This window comes from Streptomyces antioxidans (assembly GCF_000968685.2).
Classification (GTDB): domain Bacteria; phylum Actinomycetota; class Actinomycetes; order Streptomycetales; family Streptomycetaceae; genus Streptomyces; species Streptomyces antioxidans.
This window is the reverse complement of the sequence record NZ_LAKD02000062.1, coordinates 15,011-34,819: the sequence shown is the minus strand read 5'-3', so window position 1 is coordinate 34,819 and position 19,809 is coordinate 15,011. Positions and strand designations below refer to the sequence as shown.

2 protein-coding genes are annotated in these 19,809 nt (G+C 74.3%); both read right to left on the bottom strand.

Going from position 1 to position 19,809, the window contains the following annotated elements; genetic code table 11:
- Window positions 1–9,368, bottom strand: a 9,368-nt coding sequence (locus VT50_RS23890) for a type I polyketide synthase (protein WP_420822217.1), incomplete at its 3' end; no start/stop codon positions are given.
- Between the two features lie 70 nt (window positions 9,369–9,438).
- Complete coding sequence (locus tag VT50_RS23885) at window positions 9,439–19,779, bottom strand: type I polyketide synthase (RefSeq protein ID WP_079343877.1); 10,341 nt, start codon at window positions 19,777–19,779, stop codon at window positions 9,439–9,441.
- Between the last annotated feature and the right edge of the window lie 30 nt (window positions 19,780–19,809).

Below are 19,809 nucleotides of genomic sequence, written 5' to 3'. Positions count from 1 at the left end.
CGCGTCAGCTCATGGAGGTTGGCCGCGGCATCCGCCTTCGCACGCAGAACGGTGGCGAAACGCTCCGGCGTCAGCGACTCCAGCACGCCGTCGTCCAGCACCCCGGCCGCGTGCACCACCGCCGTCAACGGCAGCTCGGCCGGAATGTCGGCCAACACCCCGGCCAGCGCCTCCCGATCCGCCACATCACACGCAACCACCGTCACCCGGGCGCCAGAAGCTGCGAGTTCATCCCGCAACCCGGCCGCACCCGGGGCATCGAGGCCACGACGACTGGTGAGCACCACATGCTCGGCACCCTTGCCGATCAACCAACGGGCCACATACGCGCCCAACGCGCCCGTACCACCCGTCACCAGCACCGAGCCGTGGGCGTTCCAGCCCTCGGAGTCCGCCACCGGCCGTGCGGTCGCCCGCGCCAGGCGGCGGCCGAACACCCCGGAGCCGCGGACGGCGATCTGGTCCTCGTCCCCGGCCCCGGCGAGCACCACCGCGAGCCGCGACAGCACCCGGTCGGTCATCGTCTCGGGGAGGTCGATGAGCCCGCCCCAGCGGTCGGGCAGCTCCAGGGCCGCCACCCGGCCCAGGCCCCAGACCCGCGCACGGGCCGGGTCCACCGGCTCGCCCCGGCGCCCCGTCGAGACCGCGCCCCGGGTGGCGCACCACAGCGGCGCGTCGATCGCGGCGTCGCCCATGGCCTGCACGAGGGCGGCCGTGGGCAGCAGGGCGTCGGCGTCCCCGGTGGCCAGCAGCGAGAGCACACCGGCCACGGGGCCACCGTCGGCCGCCGTGCGCAGCCGCTCGGCGATGGACGCGCGGTCCTCGGCGGGGGCGTCGGCGCGCTCGCCGCCGTCGGCGCCGTCGGTGAGGTCGAGCCGCCGTGCTTCGGCGCCCCGCTCGGTCAGCGTACGGACGACTCCGTCCGCCCATGCGTCGGCGGCGGCGTCCTCGGCGGGGGCGACGACCAGCCACACCCCGGACAGCCGGGCCGCGGAGCCCAGCGACAGCGGCTTCCACGCCACCTGGTACCGCCAGCCGTCGACACCCGCGGCGGCGGTCAGGCCCGCCACCGGCTCCTCCGGCCAGTAGCGGCGGTGCTGGAAGGCGTACGTCGGCAGGTCGACGCGCTGGGCGCCGGTCCCGGCGAAGTACCCGGCCCAGTCCGGCGCCACGCCGCGCACATGGGCGCGGGCGACGGCCGTGGTCAGCGCCTCGGCCTCGGGGCGGTCCTTGCGCAGCGCGGAGACGAACGCGGACCCCTCGGCGTCGGTGACGCAGTCCTGGGCCATGGCCGTCAGCACACCGTCGGGGCCGAGCTCGACGAAGGTCGTCACGCCCTGGGCCTCGAGGGTCCGGATGCCATCGAGGAAGCGGACGGCCTCGCGAACGTGGCGCACCCAGAAGTCCGGTGTCGTGATCTCCTCGGCGGCGACGACGTTCCCGGTCAGGTTGGAGACGATCGGAATGCGCGGGGCCTCGTACGCAAGCCCCTCCGCCACCTCGCGGAACGCCTCCAACATCCCGTCCATACACGGCGAGTGGAAGGCGTGGCTGACCGTGAGCCGCTTGGTCTTACGGCCCTGGGCCTCGAAACCGGAAGCGATCTCCAGCACCGCGTCCTCGTCGCCCGCGATGACCACGGAGGTCGGGCCGTTGACGGCCGCGATCGACACCCGCTCATTCAGCAGCGGCGCCACCTCGTCCTCCGACGCCTGCAGCGCCACCATCGCACCACCGGCCGGAAGCTCCTGCATCAACCGGCCACGCGCCGCCACCAACTTCGCCGCGTCCGCGAGCGAGAGCACACCCGCCACATGCGCGGCGGCCAGCTCACCGATCGAATGCCCCGACAGGTAGTCCGGTGTCAGACCCCACGCCTCAGAAACCAACCGGAACAGTGCCACCTCAACCGCGAACAGCGCGGGCTGGGTGAACCCGGTCTGGTCGAGCGCGGCGGCGTCATCCCCGAACAGCACCGTCTTCAGCGGCCCTTCAAGGTGCCGGTCCAGCTCATCGCAGACCGCGTCCAGCGCCTCCGCGAACACCGGATGGGCGTGGTACAGCTCGCGGCCCATCCCGAGCCGCTGGCTGCCCTGCCCGGTGAACAGGAACGCCGTCTCGCCCTCGGCGACCGCGCCCTGGACCAGCCCCGGCGCGGACTCCCCCCGCGCCACCGCGTCAAGACCGGCCAGCAGGTCGTCCCTGCCGTTCGCGACCAGCACCGCGCGTGCGTCCAGCGCGGCGCGGCCGGTGGCCAGGGTGTGGGCCACGTCGGCGGGTTCGAGGTCGGGCCGGGCGGTCAGATGGGCGTACAGCCGCTCGGCCTGGGCGCGCAGGGCGTCGGTGCCCTTGGCCGAGAGCGCGTACGGCAGCACACCGGAGCCGTCCCGCTCGGGGCCCGCCACGGGCTCGGCCACCAGCGGTTCGGCGCCCGCCACCGGCTCGGCGGCGGTGGCCGGGGCCTGCTCGATGATGGTGTGGGCGTTGGTGCCGCTGATGCCGAACGAGGACACCGCGGCCCGCCGCACGCGGCCGGTCTCCGGCCACGCCATCCGCTCCGTCAGCAGCGCGATATCACCGGACGTCCAGTCGACATGCGGCGACGGCCCGTCCACGTGCAGCGTCTGCGGCAGCACGCCGTGCCGCATCGCCATCACCATCTTGATGATTCCGGCGACACCGGCCGCCGCCTGGGCGTGGCCGATGTTGGACTTGATGGAGCCCAGCCACAACGGCTGCCCCCCGGCCCGCTCCTGGCCGTACGTGGCCAGCAGCGCCTGCGCCTCGATCGGGTCGCCCAGCGTCGTACCCGTGCCGTGCGCCTCCACCACGTCCACATCGCCGCTGGTCAGCCCGGCGCTGGTCAGCGCCTTGCGGATGACGCGCTGCTGGGACGGGCCGTTCGGCGCCGTGAGGCCGTTGCTCGCACCGTCCTGGTTGACGGCGGAGCCGCGCACCACGGCCAGCACCTGGTGGCCGTTGCGCCGCGCGTCCGACAGCCGCTCCACCAGCAGCATGCCGATGCCCTCGCCCCAGCCCGTGCCGTCCGCACCGGCCGCGAACGGCTTGCAGCGCCCGTCGGCGGCCAGGCCGCCCTGGCGGCTGAACTCGGTGAAGTGTCCGGGCGTCGTCATCACGGTGACACCACCCGCGAGCGCCATCGTGCACTCGCCCTGGCGCAGCGCCTGGATCGCCCAGTGCAGCGCCACGAGTGACGACGAGCACGCCGTGTCGACGGTGACCGCCGGGCCCTCCAGACCGAGGGCGTAGGCGATGCGGCCGGACATGACGCTGCCCGCGTTGCCCGTCATCACATGGCCCGCGACCTCGGCACCGGCCTGCTCCAGGCCCGCGTCATAGCCGCTGTAGGCGGCGCCCACGAACACGCCGACCGAGCGGCCGCGCAGCGCGTCCGGGTCGATCCCGGCGCGCTCGAAGACCTCCCAGGACGTCTCCAGCAGCAGCCGCTGCTGCGGGTCCATGGCCAGCGCCTCGCGCGGCGAGATCCCGAAGAAGGCCGCGTCGAAGAGGTCCGCGTCGTGCAGGAAGCCACCGGCGCGGGCGTAGTCGGACGGACCGGTGTCGGCGTCTTCGCCGTCCGCCGCCCACTGGCTCTCCCAGTTGCGGTTGACGGGGAATCCGGTGATGGCGTCCGAGCCCGTGGCCACGAGCTGCCACAGGTCCTCGGGCGAGCGGACGTCGCCGGGGTAGCGGCAGCCCATCGCGACGATGGCGATCGGGTCGTCGGCGAGGGAGACCGCAGTGGTGGCGGTGGCGAGTGCCGGGTCCGCCAGCTCGGCCAGGCCCTCGGCCTCGGTCCCGTCCGGGCCGAGGAGTTCGACGCGGAGGTGGTCGGCGAGGACGGTGGGGTTGGGGTGGTCGAAGACGATCGTGGTGGGCAGCTTGAGCCCGGTGGCGGCGGAGAGCCGGTTGCGCAGTTCGACGGCGGTGAGCGAGTCGAAGCCCAGTTCCTTGAAGGCGCGGCGGGCTTCGACGGCATCGGCGGAGGCGTGGCCGAGTGCCGTGGCCACATGGCCGCGGACGAGGTCGAGCAGCGTACGGCGGCGCTCGTTCGGGGAGAGCGCGCGCAGCCGCTCGGCCAGGGACGAGCCGGCGGCGAGCACACCCGTGGCGGTGCGTCGGCCGGTGGTCCGGATCAGCCCGCGCAGCAGCGCCGGGACCGGGCCGGATCCGGCGGCGGAGCGCAGTGCGGCGAGGTCGAGACGGGCCGGGATCAGCAGGTTGCGGCCGGTGTGGTGGGCGGTGCGGTGCGCGGCGTCGAAGAGCGCCATGCCCTCGTCGTCGGTGAGGGCGCCCATGCCGCTGCGGGCCAGCCGCAGCAGATCGGCTTCCGTCAGACCGCCGGTGATCCCGCCCGACTGGGCCCACAGGCCCCACACCAGCGAGGTGGCGGGCAGGCCCGCCGCACGGCGGTGTGCGGCGAGCGCGTCGAGGAAGACGTTGGCCGCGGCGTAGTTGGCCTGGCCCGCACCGCCCAGCGTGCCCGCGATGGCGGAGAACAGCACGAACGCGGACAGGTCGAGGTCGCGGGTGAGCTCGTGCAGATTCCACGCCGCGTCCACCTTGGGGCGCAGCACCCGTTCCAGCTGCTCGGGGGTCAGGGCGGCGGCCGTCGCGTCGTCCAGCACACCGGCGGTGTGCACGACGGCCGTCAGCGGATGCCCGGCCGGAACGGCCGCCAGGGTAGCGGCGAGCGCGTCACGGTCGGCGGCGTCGCAGGCGGCGAGGGTGACCTCGGCACCCCGCGCACGGAGCTCGGCGGCCAACTCGAGGGCACCGTCGGCATCCGCGCCACGTCGGCTGGCCAACAACAGATGGCGCACGCCGTGCTCGGCCACCAGATGCCGGGCGAGCAGCCGCCCGAGGGCACCGGTGCCACCGGTGATGAGCACGGTCCCGTCGCCGTCAAACGCGAAGGTGCCGGGCAGTGGATTGGTGGCCGCATCCACGGCCAATCCCGAGTCCTGGGCCGAGGCCGGGGGCGGGGCCGTGGCACGGGCCAGCCGGGGTGCTAGGGCCCGGCCCGCGCGGAGGGCGAGCTCGGGCTCGCCGGTGGCCAGGGCGTCGGAGAGCGCGTCAGCGAAGGTGCCGAGGACCTCGGCGGTCCCAGCGGTCCCAGCGGCGAAAGCCGCTCCCGCGACTTCAGCCGTCCCCGCGACCACGGCGGCGCCAGCCGCCTCGTCGGGCCCAGCGATGCCAGCCGCCTCGTCGGTCCCGACGGCGCGAGCCGCCCCAGCGTCCCCGGCGACCCCGGCGGTCCCGACGGCGCCAGCCGCCTCAGCGGGCCCGGCGACCCCGGCGGCTTCAGCCGCCCCCGCGTCCATGTCCACCAGGACGAAGCGGCCGGGGTTCTCCGTCTCGGCGGAGCGCACCAGGCCCCACAGGGGCGCGTGTGCCGGGTCGGTGACGTCCTCCTCGGCGTCGGCGGCCATCGCGCCCCGGGTGACCAGCGCCAACCGCGCATCGCCGAACCGCTCATCGGCCAGCCAGCCCTGCACCAGGGCCAGCGCACGCCGCGCCTCCCGGTGCGCGGCCTCGGCCACGTTCTCGCTCCCGTCGCCGGAAACGGGCGCGAAGGACGCGAGGACCAGTTCCGGAGCGGCGGTGTCGCCCGCCTCCACGGAGGCGCCCAGCACGGCCAGATCCGGGGCGGAGTCGGCGGCCACTCCGGCCGCGACCAGCCCGAACGGGTCGTCGCCCAGGACGATACGGCGAGTGGCGGCGTCCGGACCGGCGGAGCCGGTCTGCGGGGCCGCCCAGTCCAGCTGGAACAGGTTCCGCCGTGCCACATCCGCGTCACCGGTCAGGTCGTCGGGCAGCGTACGGCAGCGCAGGCCGTCCACGACCGCGACCGGCTCGCCCGTGGCGTCGGCCAGCGCCAGGGACACCGTGTCGGCCCCGGCCGGCGCGATGCGTACGCGCAGCGCGGACGCGCCCTCCGCGTACAGGGAGACGCCCTGCCAGCCGTCGGCCAGCCGGGCGCCGTCGCGGCCGTGGAGGACGTGCAGGGCGGCGTCAAGCAGCGCCGGGTGCACGGCGAACTCCTCGGCTCCCGGCCTGGCGTCGTCGTCCAGCCGGACCTCGGCGAAGAGTTCGTCCCCGCGCCGCCACGCGGCCGTTAGCCCCTGGAACGCCGGGCCGTACCGCAGCCCGTCCCCGGTCAGCCGGGCGTAGAGCGCGCCGGGCTCGATGGCCTCGGCGGCGGTCGGCGGCCACTCGGTGAGGTCGAACGACGGGCCGGGGGCGCCGGAGGCGAGCACACCGCTCGCGTTGCGCACCCACGCCGTATCGGCGGCGGCGTCCTCCGTACGGGAGGAGACGGTGAACGAGCGCCGCCCGGAGCCGTCCGGCGCGCCGACCGTGACCTGCAGCCGGACGCCACCGCGTACGGGCAGCACCAGCGGGGTGTGCACGGCCAGCTCGTCGAGGAGGTCGCAGCCGAGCTGGTCACCGGCGCGGACCGCGAGCTCCACGAACGCCGAACCCGGCACCACCACCGCGTCCCGGACCGTGTGCTCGGCCAGCCACGGATGGGTGTCGAGGCCCAGCCGTCCGGTGAACACCAGCCCATCGGACTCCGCCAGCGGCACCGCGGCGCCAAGCAGCGGATGGCCAGCCAACTCCAGCCCCACGGAGGCCACATCGCCCACCGACGCCGCACCGGGCTCCAGCCAGAACCGCTCGCGCTGGAAGGCATACGTCGGCAGGTCGACGCGCTGGGCGCCGGTCCCTGCGAAGTACCCGGCCCAGTCCGGCACCACACCACGGACATGGGCCCGGGCGACGGCCGTGGCCAGCGCCTCGGCCTCGGGACGGTCCCTACGCAGCGCCGCGATGAACGCGACGTCGGACGCGGAGTCGGTCACGCAGTCCTGGGCCATCGCGGTGAGCACACCGTCCGGGCCCAGCTCGATGAACGTGGAGACGTGCTGCGCCTCGAGGGTCCGTACGCCATCGAGGAAGCGGACCGCCTGGCGGACGTGGCGCACCCAGAAGTCCGGGTTCGTGATCTCCTCGGCGGAGACCAGCTCACCGGTCAGGTTGGACACGATCGGAATGCTCGGGGCCTCGTACGACAGCCCCTGCGCCACCTCCCGGAACGCCTCCAGCATCCCGTCCATACGCGGCGAGTGGAACGCATGGCTCACGGCGAGCCGCTTGACCTTACGGCCCCGCGCCTCGAAACCGGCCGCGAGTGCGACAGCCGCGTTTTCATCACCCGCGATGACCACCGACGACGGCCCATTCAGCGCGGCAATGCTGACCCGCTCATTCAGCAGCGGCGCCACCTCGTCCTCCGACGCCTGCACCGCGATCATCGCGCCACCGGCCGGAAGCTCCTGCATCAACCGCCCACGCGCCGCCACCAACCGCGCCGCATCCGCCAGCGACAGCACCCCCGCCACATGCGCGGCGGCCAGCTCACCGATCGAATGCCCGGACAGGAAGTCGGGCCGCAGACCCCACGCCTCGGAAACCAACCGGAACAGCGCCACCTCAACCGCGAACAGCGCGGGCTGGGTGAACCCCGTCCGATCCAGCACCGCCGCGTCATCCCCGAACAGCACGTCACGAAGCGGCCGTTCAAGGTGCCGGTCCAGCTCCGCACACACCTCATCCAGAGCCTCCGCGAACACCGGATAGGCGTCATACAGCTCACGCCCCATCCCCAGCCGCTGACTCCCCTGCCCCGTAAACAGGAACGCCACCTTGCCACCGGCCACCGAGCCCTCGACCACACCCGGCGCGGACTCACCCCGCGCCAGCGCACCCAGACCCGTCAGCAGCCCGTCCCTGCCCTCAGCGACCACCACCGCACGGTGCTCAAAAGCCGACCGCCCGGTCGCCAGCGAGAACCCCACATCCACCGGGCGCAGCTCGCCCCGCGACTCCACATGCGCCACCAACCGCTCCGCCTGGGCCCGCAACGCATCCGCGCCCCGGCCCGAAAGCACCCACGGCACCACACCCGGAGCCACAGCATCCGCAGAGACCGCCTCCACCACCGGCGCCTGCTCGATGATCGTGTGCACGTTCGTGCCGCTCACGCCGAACGACGACACACCCGCCCGGCGCGGCTGGCCGGTCTCCGGCCACGGCCGCGCCTCGGTCAGCAGGGACACCTCGCCCGCCGACCAGTCGACATGCGGGGTGGGCTCGTCCACGTGCAGCGTCCGCGGCAGCACACCATGCCGCATCGCCATCACCATCTTGATGACACCGCCGATACCGGCGACGTTCTGGGTGTGGCCGATGTTCGACTTCAGCGAGCCGAGCCACAGCGGCCGCCCCTCCGGCCGCTCCTGACCGTAGGTGGCGAGCAGCGCCTGGGCCTCGATCGGGTCGCCGAGCGTCGTGCCCGTGCCGTGGGCCTCCACCGCGTCCACGTCGGCGGGAGCCAGCCGGGCGTTCTCCAGGGCCTGGCGGATGACGCGCCGCTGGGACGGGCCGTTCGGCGCCGTCAGACCGTTGGACGCACCGTCCTGGTTCACCGCGCTGCCACGCACCACCGCAAGCACCGGGTGGCCGTTCCGCCGCGCGTCCGAAAGCCGCTCCACCAGCAGCACGGCGACACCCTCCGACCAGCCCGTGCCGTCCGCCGAGGCCGCGAAGGACTTGCAGCGGCCGTCGGCGGAGAGGCCGCGCTGGCGGCTGAACTCCACGAACACGTCCGGGGACGACAACACGGTCGCGCCCGCCGCCACCGCCAGCGAGCACTCGCTCTGCCGCAGCGCCTGGACCGCCAGGTGCAGCGCGACCGAAGAGGAGGAGCAGGCGGTGTCGACGGTGGCCGCCGGGCCCTCGAGGCCGAAGGCGTAGGAGAGCCGTCCGGACGCGACGCTGGAGGCGGTGCCGGTGAGCAGATGGCCCTCGACGCCCTCCGGCAGGTCGTACTCCCCCGCCCCGTACGCCTGCGTGGACGCGCCGACGAACACACCGGTGCGCGAGCCCCGCACCGTCGCCGGGTCGATCCCGGCCCGCTCGAACGCCTCCCACGAGGTCTCCAGCAGCAGCCGCTGCTGCGGATCCATCGCCAGCGCCTCGCGCGGCGAGATCCCGAAGAAGCCCGGGTCGAACCGGCTGGCGTCGTAGAGGAAGCCGCCCCCGCGGGCGTAGAACGTGCCCTCGCGCTCCGGGTCCGGGTCGTACAGCGACTCGATGTCCCAGCCGCGGTCGTCGGGGAAGCCGGAGATGGCGTCGCGGCCGTCCGCGACGAGCCGCCACAGCTCCTCGGGGCTGCCGACGCCGCCGGGGAACCGGCAGCTCATGCCGACGATCGCGATCGGCTCCCGGGAGGCGTCGGTGAGCTGCTGGTTCTGCTTCCGCAGCCGCTCGGCTTCCTTCAGCGAGGCCCGCAGCGCGTCAACGAGCTTTTCGTTGGGGGTTGTCATCGTGTACTCCGTGCTTGGGCCCGCGTCAGGAATCGTTGCCGTCGAGGCTGTCGAGGTCGAGCGCCATGTCGATGAGGTGCTGGACGTCCATCTCGTCGATGGACTCCGCCTCGTCCTCGGCGCGGCTGGGGTCGGAACCGGCGGCCTGTGGATCGGCCAGCCTGAGCAGCGTGTCCAGCAGCCCGGCCTCCCGGATCCGGCTCATCGGGATGGTGGCCAGGGTGCGGCGCAGCTCGGCGTCCCGCGGGTCGAGGTCCACATCGGGCAGGGCGTGGCCGGGGCCGTGGCCCGGTCCGTCCGGGACCAGCTCGGCCAGCAGGTGCTCGGCGAGCGCGGCCGGGGTCGGGTAGTCGTAGACCAGGCTGGCGGGCAGCTTGAGACCGGTGGCCGCGCCGAGCCGGGTGCGCAGTTCGACCGCGGTGAGCGAGTCGAAGCCCAACTCGTTGAAGGCGCGCCCGGCCTCGACCTCAGCGCCGGAGGCATGGCCGAGTGCGCTGGCCACATGGGTGCGGACCAGCTCGAGCACCGCGTCCTCGCGCTCGGCCGCGGACAGCCCGGCGAGCCGGTCGCGCAGGGCCGGCGCGCCGTCGGCCGCGGTGGCCGTGGGCTCGCTGTCGTCGCCGCGCAGCGCCTTGGCCACCTGCGGCAGATCGTCGATCAGCGGGCGGGGGCGGGCGGCGGTGAAGGCCGGGGCGAAGCGCTCCCAGTCGACATCGGCCACCGTCACGGCGGTCTCCTCGCGGGAGAGCACCCGCTGGAAGGCGACCATGTTCGACTCCGGTGCCATCGGCGGCAGTCCACGGCGGCGCAGCTGCTCCTCGGCGTCGCCTTCGGCGGCCATGCCGCCGTCGGCCCACGGGCCCCAGGCCACCGAGGTGGCGGGCAGGCCACGGGCCCGGCGCGCTTCGGCCAGCGCGTCGAGGAAGGCGTTCCCGGCCGCGTAGGCGCCCTGGCCACCGCTGCCCCACACCCCGGCGATCGAGGAGAAGAGCACGAAGGCGTCCAGCGGGTCGGCGTCCTCGCCGAAGAGCGCGTCGAGGTGGACGGCCCCGGCCGTCTTGGCCGCCACGATCCGGGCGAACTCGGGGAGTTCGGTGCCGGTGCCGGGCTCCTGGGAGATCCCGGCCGAGTGCACCACGGCACGGACCGGGCTGCCGTTGGCGGCCAGCTTCTCCACCAGCGCGGCGAGCGCGTGGCGGTCGGCCACATCGCATGCCTCGACGGTCACGGCGGTGCCGGTGCCGGACAGCTCGGCCACGATCTCGGCCGCGCCCGGCGCGTCGGGGCCACGTCGGCTGAGCAGCACCAGCCGCTCCGCGCCGTGGTCGGCCAGCCAACGGGCCACGTGCCGCCCCAGGGCGCCCGTGCCGCCGGTCACCAGCACGGTGCCGTGCGGCGTCCAGGGCTCGGCCGCCGCGGTGGCCGCGGTGCGCGGGGCCGGGACGAGGCGGCGTACGAAGACCCCGGTGGCGCGGATCGCCACCTGGTCCTCGTCGTCCGGTCCGGCGAGCACGGCCGCGAGCCGGTCCAGCGCCCGCTCGTCCACGCTCTCCGGCAGGTCCACCAAACCGCCCCAGCGCTCGGGCTGCTCCAGGGCGACCACCCGGCCGTAGCCCCAGACCTGGGCCTGGGTGGCGCTCTCCAGCCGGTCGGCGCCGCCGGTCGAGACCGCGCCCCGGGTGGCGCACCACAGCCGCGCCGGGACGTCGTCGCCCCGCAGCGCCAGCGCCTCGGCCAGCGCACCGGTCAGCGCGAGACCGACCGGCACCGCCGGGTGCTCCGGGTGCGGCCGCTCGTCCAGCGCCAGCAGGGACAGCACCCCGGCCACCGGGCCGTCGGCCGACGAGGCGGCGAGGCGGTCGGCCAGGGCGGCGGGATCGGTGTCGGCGGCGTCCAGTGCGAGGCGTACGACACGGACGCCGCGCCGGGTCAGTTCGTCGGCCACGGCGGTGATCCGCGGGTCGTCGGCGTGGCTCGCCGGGACGACGGTCAGCCAGGTGCCGGACGGGGCCGGGGAACCGGACGGACCGCTCTGCGGACGCGGCTTCCACACCACGTTGTAGAGGTGGCGGTCGGCGGCGGACCGCTCGCGCTGGGCGCGGCGCCACGAGGACAGGGCGGGCAGCACCGTGCTGAGCGGCTGGTCGCCCTCGACCCGCAGCTCACCGGCGAGCGACTCCCAGTCCTCGCGCTCCACGGCCGCCCAGAACCGCGCGTCCACCGCGTCCACGGTGCCCTCGGCCGGGGTCCCGGCGGCGAGGGTGTCCGGCCAGTAGCGGCGGCGCTGGAACGCGTACGTCGGCAGGTCGACGCGGTGGGCGCCGGTCCCGGCGAAGTACCCCGACCAGTCCACCTCGGCGCCCCGGACATATGCCTGGGCGAGCGCTGCGGTGACGGTCTCGGCCTCGGGGCGGTCCGTGCGCAGCGCGGCGGCGAAACCGGCCGCGTCGGCGTCGGCCACGCAGTCCTGGGCCATCGCGGTCAGCACACCGTCGGGGCCCAACTCGACGTAGGTGGTGACGCCTTGGGCCTCCAACGTCCGTACGCCGTCGAGGAAGCGGACCGCCTCGCGGACGTGGCGCACCCAGAAGTCCGGGCTGGTGATCTCCTCGGCGGAGACCAGCTCACCGGTCAGGTTGGACACGATCGGAATGCTCGGGGCCTCGTACGACAGCCCCTGCGCCACCTCCCGGAACGCCTCCAGCATCCCGTCCATACGCGGCGAGTGGAACGCATGGCTCACGGTCAGCCGCTTGATCTTCCGACCCTGCGCCTCAAAACCGGAGGCGATCTCAGCCGCCGCGTCCTCATCACCCGCGATGACCACCGACGTGGGCCCATTGAGCGCGGCGATCGCGACACGCTCGGTGAGCAGCGGCAGCACCTCGTCCTCGGAGGCCTGGAGGGCGATCATCACGCCACCCGCCGGAAGCTCCTGCATCAACCGCCCACGCGCCGCCACCAGCTTCGCCGCGTCAGCCAACGACAACACACCGGCCACATGCGCGGCGGCCAGCTCACCGATCGAATGCCCGGACAGGAAGTCCGCCTTCAGCCCCCAGGCATCCGAGACCAGCCGGAACAGCGCCACCTCGACCGCGAACAGCGCGGGCTGGGTGAACCCCGTCCGATCCAGCACCGCCGCGTCATCCCCGAACAGCACCTCACGAAGCGGCCGTTCAAGGTGCCGGTCCAGCTCCGCACACACCTCGTCCAGAGCCTCCGCGAACACCGGATAGGCGTCATACAGCTCACGCCCCATCCCCAGCCGCTGACTCCCCTGCCCCGTGAACAGGAACGCCACCTTGCCACCGGCCACCGAACCCTTGACGAGCCCCGCCGCGCCGCGCCCCTCGGCCAGCGCCGCGAGCTGGTCGCCGAGGAGACCGCTGTCCCGGCCGAGCAGCACGGCCCGGTGTTCCAGGGCGGCGCGCGAAGTGGCCAGGGAGTAGGCGAGGTCGAGCGGGCGCGGCGCGTCGGCCCCTGCGGCCACGGAGGGGCGCAGCCGTGCGGCCTGAGCCCGTAGCGCGTCCTCGGTACGGGCCGAGACCGGCCAGGCGAGGAGGGGGAGGGACCGCTCGGGGGCGGGCGCGGTGACCGCGTCCACGGCCGGGGCCCGTTCCATCGCCGGGGCCTGCTCGATGACCGCGTGGGAGTTGGTGCCGCTGAAGCCGAACGACGACACGCCCGCGCGGCGCGGACGGCCGGTCTCCGGCCAGGGCCGGGCCTCGGTCAGCAGCTCGATGTCCCCCGCGGTCCAGTCGACGTGCGGGGTCGGCTCGCTGACGTGCAGGGTCCGCGGCAGCACACCGTGCCGCATCGCCAGGACCATCTTCATGATGCCCGCGGCGCCCGCCACGGCCTGGGTGTGGCCGATGTTGGACTTCACCGAACCCAGCCACAGCGGTCGGCCCTCGGGCCGGTCCTGGCCGTAGGTGGCGAGCAGCGCCTGGGCCTCGATCGGGTCGCCGAGCGTCGTCCCGGTGCCGTGGGCCTCCACGGCGTCGATGTCCGTGGCCGAGAGACCGGCGTTGGCGAGGGCCTGCCGGATGACGCGCTGCTGGGACGGGCCGTTGGGCGCCGTGAGGCCGTTGGACGCGCCGTCCTGGTTGATGGCGGTGGAGCGCAGCACGGCGAGCACCGGGTGGCCGTTCCTGCGGGCGTCGGACAGCCGCTCCACCAGGAACAGGCCCACGCCCTCGGACCAGTTGGTGCCGTCCGCGTCCGCCGAGAACGCCTTGATCCGGCCGTCGGCGGCCAGTCCGCGCTGTCGGCTGAACTCCAGGAAGGCGCCCGGGGTGGACATGACCGTGACGGCACCGGCCAGCGCGAGCGAGCACTCGCCGTTGCGCAGTGCCTGCGCGGCCAGGTGCAGCGCCACCACCGAGGACGAGCAGGCGGTGTCGATGGTGACCGCGGGGCCCTCGAGCCCGAAGGCGTAGGAGAGGCGGCCGGAGGCCACGCTGGAGGAGTTGCCGGTGCCGAGGTGGCCCTCGAGGCCCTGCGGCTCGTTCAGCCACAGGGTCAGGTAGTCCTGGTCGTTGGAGCCGATGTAGACGCCGGTACGGCTGCCGCGCAGGGTGGCCGGGTCGATCCCGGCCCGCTCGAACGCCTCCCAGGTGGTCTCCATCAGCAGCCGCTGCTGCGGGTCCATGGCCAGGGCCTCGCGCGGCGAGATCCCGAAGAACGGGGCGTCGAAGTCGGCCACGTCGTGCAGGAAGCCGCCCTCGCGGGTGTAGCTGGTGCCCTCGAGGTCGGGGTCGTCGCTGTAAAGGGTGGCGAGGTCCCAGCCGCGGTCGGCGGGGAACGGCGTGATGGCGTCGTCACCGGCCACCAGCAGCCGCCACAGCTCCTCGGGCGAGTGCACCCCGCCGGGGAAGCGGCAGCTCATGGCGACGATCGCGATCGGGTCGTCGCGGTCCGCCGCGCTGATCACCCGGTCGGGTGCGATGGTGTCGGCCGGATCCCCGACGATCTCCTGGCGCAGATGGCCGGCCAGGGCGGCCGAGGTGGGGTAGTCGAAGACGAGCGTCGGCGGCAGCCGCAGCCCGGTGGCCTCGCGCAGCAGGTTGCGCAGCTCGACGGCGGTCAGCGAGTCGAAGCCCAGGTCCTTGAACGCCCGGCCCTCCTCGACGGCCTGCGGGCCCGCGTAGCCGAGGACGGCCGCCACCTGCGCCCGCACCAGGTCGAGCAGCAGCCGGTCCTGCTCGGCCGCGCTCAGCCCGGCCAGCCGCTCCGCCAGCGCGGAGCCGCCGCCCGCGGCGGTGTCGACGGCGCGGCGCACCGGGACCCGCACCAGCCCGCGCAGCAGCGGCGCCAGCGCGCCCGCCGCGGCCTGGGCGCGCAGCGCCACGGCGTCCACGCGCATCGGGACCGGTGCCGCCTCGTCCGTGGTGAGCGCGGTGTCCAGGAGCGCCAGGCCGTCCGCCGGGGACAGCGGCGGCAGTCCGGCGCGCCGCATCCGGCTGATGTCGGCCTCGTCCAGTCCACCGGCCATCCCGGCGCCCGCCCAGGGGCCCCAGGCCAGCGAGACGGCGGGCAGGCCCTCGGTGCGGCGGTGTGCGGCCAGGGCGTCCAGGAAGGCGTTGGCCGCCGCGTAGTTGCCCTGGCCCGGGGTGCCGAACACGCCCGACGCGGAGGAGAACAGTACGAAGGCGGTCAGGTCCAGCTCACGGGTGAGCTCGTGGAGGTTCCACGCCGCGTCCGCCTTCGGGCGCAGGACGTGGTCGACGCGCTCAGACGTCAGCGAGCCGATCACACCGTCGTCCAGCACGCCCGCGGTGTGCACGACCGCCGTCAGCGGGTGCTCGGCGGGGACGGTGGCGAGGGCCGCGGCGAGCGCGTCCCGGTCGGCCACATCACACGCCGCCCAGCGCACGTTCGCGCCCAACTCGGCCAGCTCGGCGCCGAGTTCTGCCGCGCCCGGGGCCCGGTCGCCGCGGCGGCTGACCAGCAGCAGCTGTCGTACGCCACGCTCGGCCACCAAGTGCCGGGTCACCAGGCCGCCCAGCGAACCGGACGCGCCGGTCACCAGCACCGTGCCCTCGGGGCCGAACGCCCCCGCCGTCGTCTCGTCCGCGACCGGCACCCTGGCCAGCCTCGGGATACGGGCCACGCCCGCGCGGACGGCCAGCTGCTCCTCGCCCGCCGCCAGCGCGGCCGGAAGCGCCGCGAGCGAGGCGCCCTGGCCGTCGGTGTCCAGGAGGACGAAGCGGTCCGGGTTCTCGGCCTGCGCCGTGCGCAGCAGACCGTGGACGGCGGCGCCCGCGAGGTCCGCCACCGGCTCACCGGCCTCGGTGGCCACGGCCCCCGAGGTCAGCAGGACCAGCGTGGAGTCCGTGAAGCGGCCGTCGGCCAGCCACTGCTGGAGCAGCCCCAGCACCCGAGTGGTGGCCTGATGCGCCGTGGTGGCGGGTGAGGGGCTTTCCCCCACCCCGCCCCTTCCCGAAACGGTGGGCTCCGCCCCTTGACCCCGGTCCTCAAGCGCCGGACGGGCTTGATGTGCCGGGCACACCACTACGTACTCCGGCAGCACCGTTCCGGAATCGACGGCCTCGCCCAGCTCCGCGAGGTCCGCGTAGGCCGTGGCACCCAACCCGAACGCATCCGCGCCGAGCACCGCCCACCGGCCGCCGCCGGGGGCGCCAGCGCCCGCCCCGGCCGCGAGTTCGGTCCACTCCACGCGGAACAGCGACTCGTGGTACGCCGCCCGCGCGGCCCGCACCTGGTCCGCCGACACGGCGCGCAGCACCAGCGAGTCCACGGCCGCGACCGGCGCACCGGCGGTGTCCGCGATCTCCAGCCGGACGCCGTCCGCGCCGCGCAGCTCCAGCCGCACCCGCAGCGCCGGGGCGCCGCTCGCGTACAGCGACACGCCGCTCCAGGCGAACGGCAGCCGCCCCTGGCCGCCGTCGCCATCACCGTCGCCCAGACCGTCCAGGCCGAGCGCGTGCAGCGCCGAGTCCAGCAGCGCCGGGTGCAGACCGTACGCCTGCGCGTCGGAGGCGGCCGACTCGTCCAGCCGGACCTCGGCGAAGAGTTCGTCCCCGCGCCGCCACGCGGCCGTGAGCCCCTGGAACACCGGGCCGTACCGCAGCCCGCCGTCCGCGAGCGCCGCGTACAGCTCCTCGGTACGGGCCGCCTCTGCGCCCTGCGGCGGCCACGCGGTCAGCGCGAACGACGGCCGGGGCGCGCCCGTGGCGACCACACCGTCGGCGTGTCGCGTCCACGGCTCCTCGGCCGGGGCGTCCTCCGCGCGGGACAGTACGGTCAGCGACCGCCGCCCGGCGCCGTCGGGCGCGCCGACGGTGAGCTGCAGCCGGACCCCACCGCGCGCGGGCAGCACCAGCGGGGCGTGCAGGGTCAGTTCGTCGAGCAGGTCGCAGCCGACCTGGTCACCGGCGCGGACGGCGAGCTCGACGAACGCCGTGCCGGGCAGCACCACCGCGCCCTGCACCACATGGTCGGCCAGCCACGGATGGGTATCCACACCCAGCCGTCCGGTGAACACCAGCCCGTCGGTCTCCGCCAGCGGCACCGCGGCGCCGAGCAGCGGATGGCCAGCCAACTCCAGCCCCACGGAGGCCACATCGCCCACGGACGCCGCACCAGGCTCCAGCCAGAACCGCTCGTGCTGGAAGGCATACGTCGGCAGGTCCACGTGGTGGGCGTCCCTGCCGGCGAAGTATCCGGCCCAGTCCACCGCCACACCGCGCACATGCACCCGCGCGACGGCCGTGGTCAGCGCCTCGGCCTCGGGGCGGTCCTTGCGCAGCGCGGGCACAAGGGTGGCGTCGTCGCGGGTCAGGCAGTCCTGGGCCATCGCGGTGAGCACACCGTCCGGGCCCAGCTCGATATACGTGGTGACGCCCTTGGCCTCGAGGGTGCGCACACCGTCGAGGAAGCGGACGGCCTCGCGGACGTGGCGCACCCAGAAGTCCGGACGGGTGATCTCCTCGGCGGACACCACATCCCCGGTGAGGTTGGAGACGATCGGAATGCGCGGGGCCTCATACGTAAGCCCCTCCGCGACCTCCCGGAGCGCCTCCAACATCCCGTCCATACGCGGGGAGTGGAACGCATGGCTGACCGTGAGCCGCTTGGTCTTACGGCCCCGCGCCTCGAAACCGGACGCGATCGCGACAGCCGCGTCCTCATCACCCGCGACGACCACCGACGACGGCCCGTTCAGCGCGGCAATCGACACCCGCTCGGTCAGCAGCGGCGCCACCTCATCCTCGGACGCCTGGATCGCGATCATCGCGCCACCGACCGGCAGCTCCTGCATCAACCGCCCACGCGCCGCCACCAATTTTGCGGCGTCCGCGAGCGAGAGCACACCCGCCACATGCGCGGCAGCAAGCTCACCAATGGAGTGCCCGGACAGGAAGTCCGCCTTCAGACCCCAGGCATCCGAGACCAGCCGGAACAACGCCACCTCAACCGCGAACAGCGCGGGCTGGGTGAACCCCGTCCGATCCAAGGCCTCAGCATCGTCCCCGAACAGAACCTCCTTCAGGGGCCGTTCAAGGTGCGGGTCCAGCTCCGCGCACACCGCGTCCAGCGCGTCCGCGAACACCGGATAGGCGTCATACAGCTCACGACCCATCCCCAGCCGCTGACTCCCCTGCCCCGTGAACAGGAACGCCGTCTCACCCTCGGTGGCCGTGCCCTCGATCAGCCCCGGCGCGGACTCCCCCCGCGCCAGCGCCTCCAGACCGGCGGCCAGCCCGGCGCGGTCCTCGCCCACGAGCACCGCGCGCCGCTCCAGCGCCGCCCGGCCGGTGGCCAGCGAGTGGCCCACATCGGCGGTCCGCAGGGCGGGTTCGCGGTCGAGGTGGGAGGCGAGGCGCCGGGCGTTGTCGCGCAGCGCCGACGCGTCCCTGGCGGACAGGAGCCACGGCAGCACGGTGGCGGTGACCGGCGCGGCGTCCCCGTCCGTGGCCGACGGCTCCTCGGCCTCCGGGGCCTCCGACTCGGGGGCCTGCTCCAGGATGGTGTGGGCGTTGGTGCCGCTCACGCCGAAGGCCGAGATTCCGGCCCGGCGCGGCCTGCCGGTCTCGTCCCAGGGGCGGGCCTCCGTCAGCAGGGAGACGTCGCCCGCCGTCCAGTCCACGGTCGGGGACGGCTCATCGACGTGGAGGGTCTTGGGCATGAGGCCGTGGCGTATCGCCATGACCATCTTGATGACGCCCGCGACACCCGCCGCCGCCTGGGCGTGGCCCAGGTTGGACTTGAGCGAGCCCAGCCACAGCGGCCGTCCCTCGGGCCGCTCCTGGCCGTAGGTGGCGAGCAGCGCCTGGGCCTCGATGGGGTCGCCCAGCGTGGTGCCGGTGCCATGCGCCTCGACGACGTCGATCTCGGCGGCGGACAGCCGGGCGTTCTCCAGCGCCTGGCGGATGACGCGCCGCTGGGACGGGCCGTTCGGCGCCGTCAGACCGTTGGACGCGCCGTCCTGGTTCACCGCGCTGCCGCGCACGACGGCCAGCACCTGGTGGCCGTTGCGCCTCGCGTCCGACAGCCGCTCCACCAGCAGGACGCCGACGCCCTCGGACCAGCCGGTGCCGTCCGCCGACGCGGCGAAGGACTTGCAGCGGCCGTCGGGGGCGAGGCCGCGCTGGCGGCTGAACTCCACGAACACATCGGGGTTGGGCATCACGGTGACGCCGCCGACGAGGGCCAGCGAGCATTCGCGCTGCCGCAGCGCCTGGGCCGCCCAGTGCAGCGCGACCAGCGACGACGAGCACGCGGTGTCGATCGTGGCGGCCGGGCCCTCGAGGCCGAAGGTGTAGGCGATACGGCCGGACAGCACGCTGGTGGCACCGCCGGTGAGCAGCAGGCCCTCCAGCTCCTCCGGCGCGCCCTGGGCATCGGAGCCGTAGCCCATGGCCGCGGCGCCCACGTACACGCCGGTGCGGCTGCCCTTGACGGACGTCGGGTCGATCCCCGCGCGCTCGAACGCCTCCCAGGACGTTTCCAGCAGCAGCCGCTGCTGCGGGTCCATGGCCAGGGCCTCGCGCGGCGAAATGCCGAAGAATCCGGGGTCGAATTCGGCGGCGCCGTCGAGGAATCCGCCGCCGCTGTTGTAGAAGGTGCCCTTGCGGTCGGGGTCGGGATCGGCCAGCCCCTCGATGTCCCAGCCGCGGTCGGCGGGGAATCCGGAAATGGCGTCGCCGCCCTCCGCGACCAGTTGCCACAGCTCCTCTGGAGAACCGACGCCACCGGGGAAACGGCAGCTCATCGCCACAATGGCGATCGGTTCCTGCGCATCCGCCTCCACCTCGGTCAGGCGGCGACGGGCCCGGCGCAGCTCAGTGGTCATCCACTTCAGATTGTCGAGAAGCTTCTCTTCGTTCGCGCTAGCCACGGAAACGTCACCTCCTGATGTCAGTTGAAT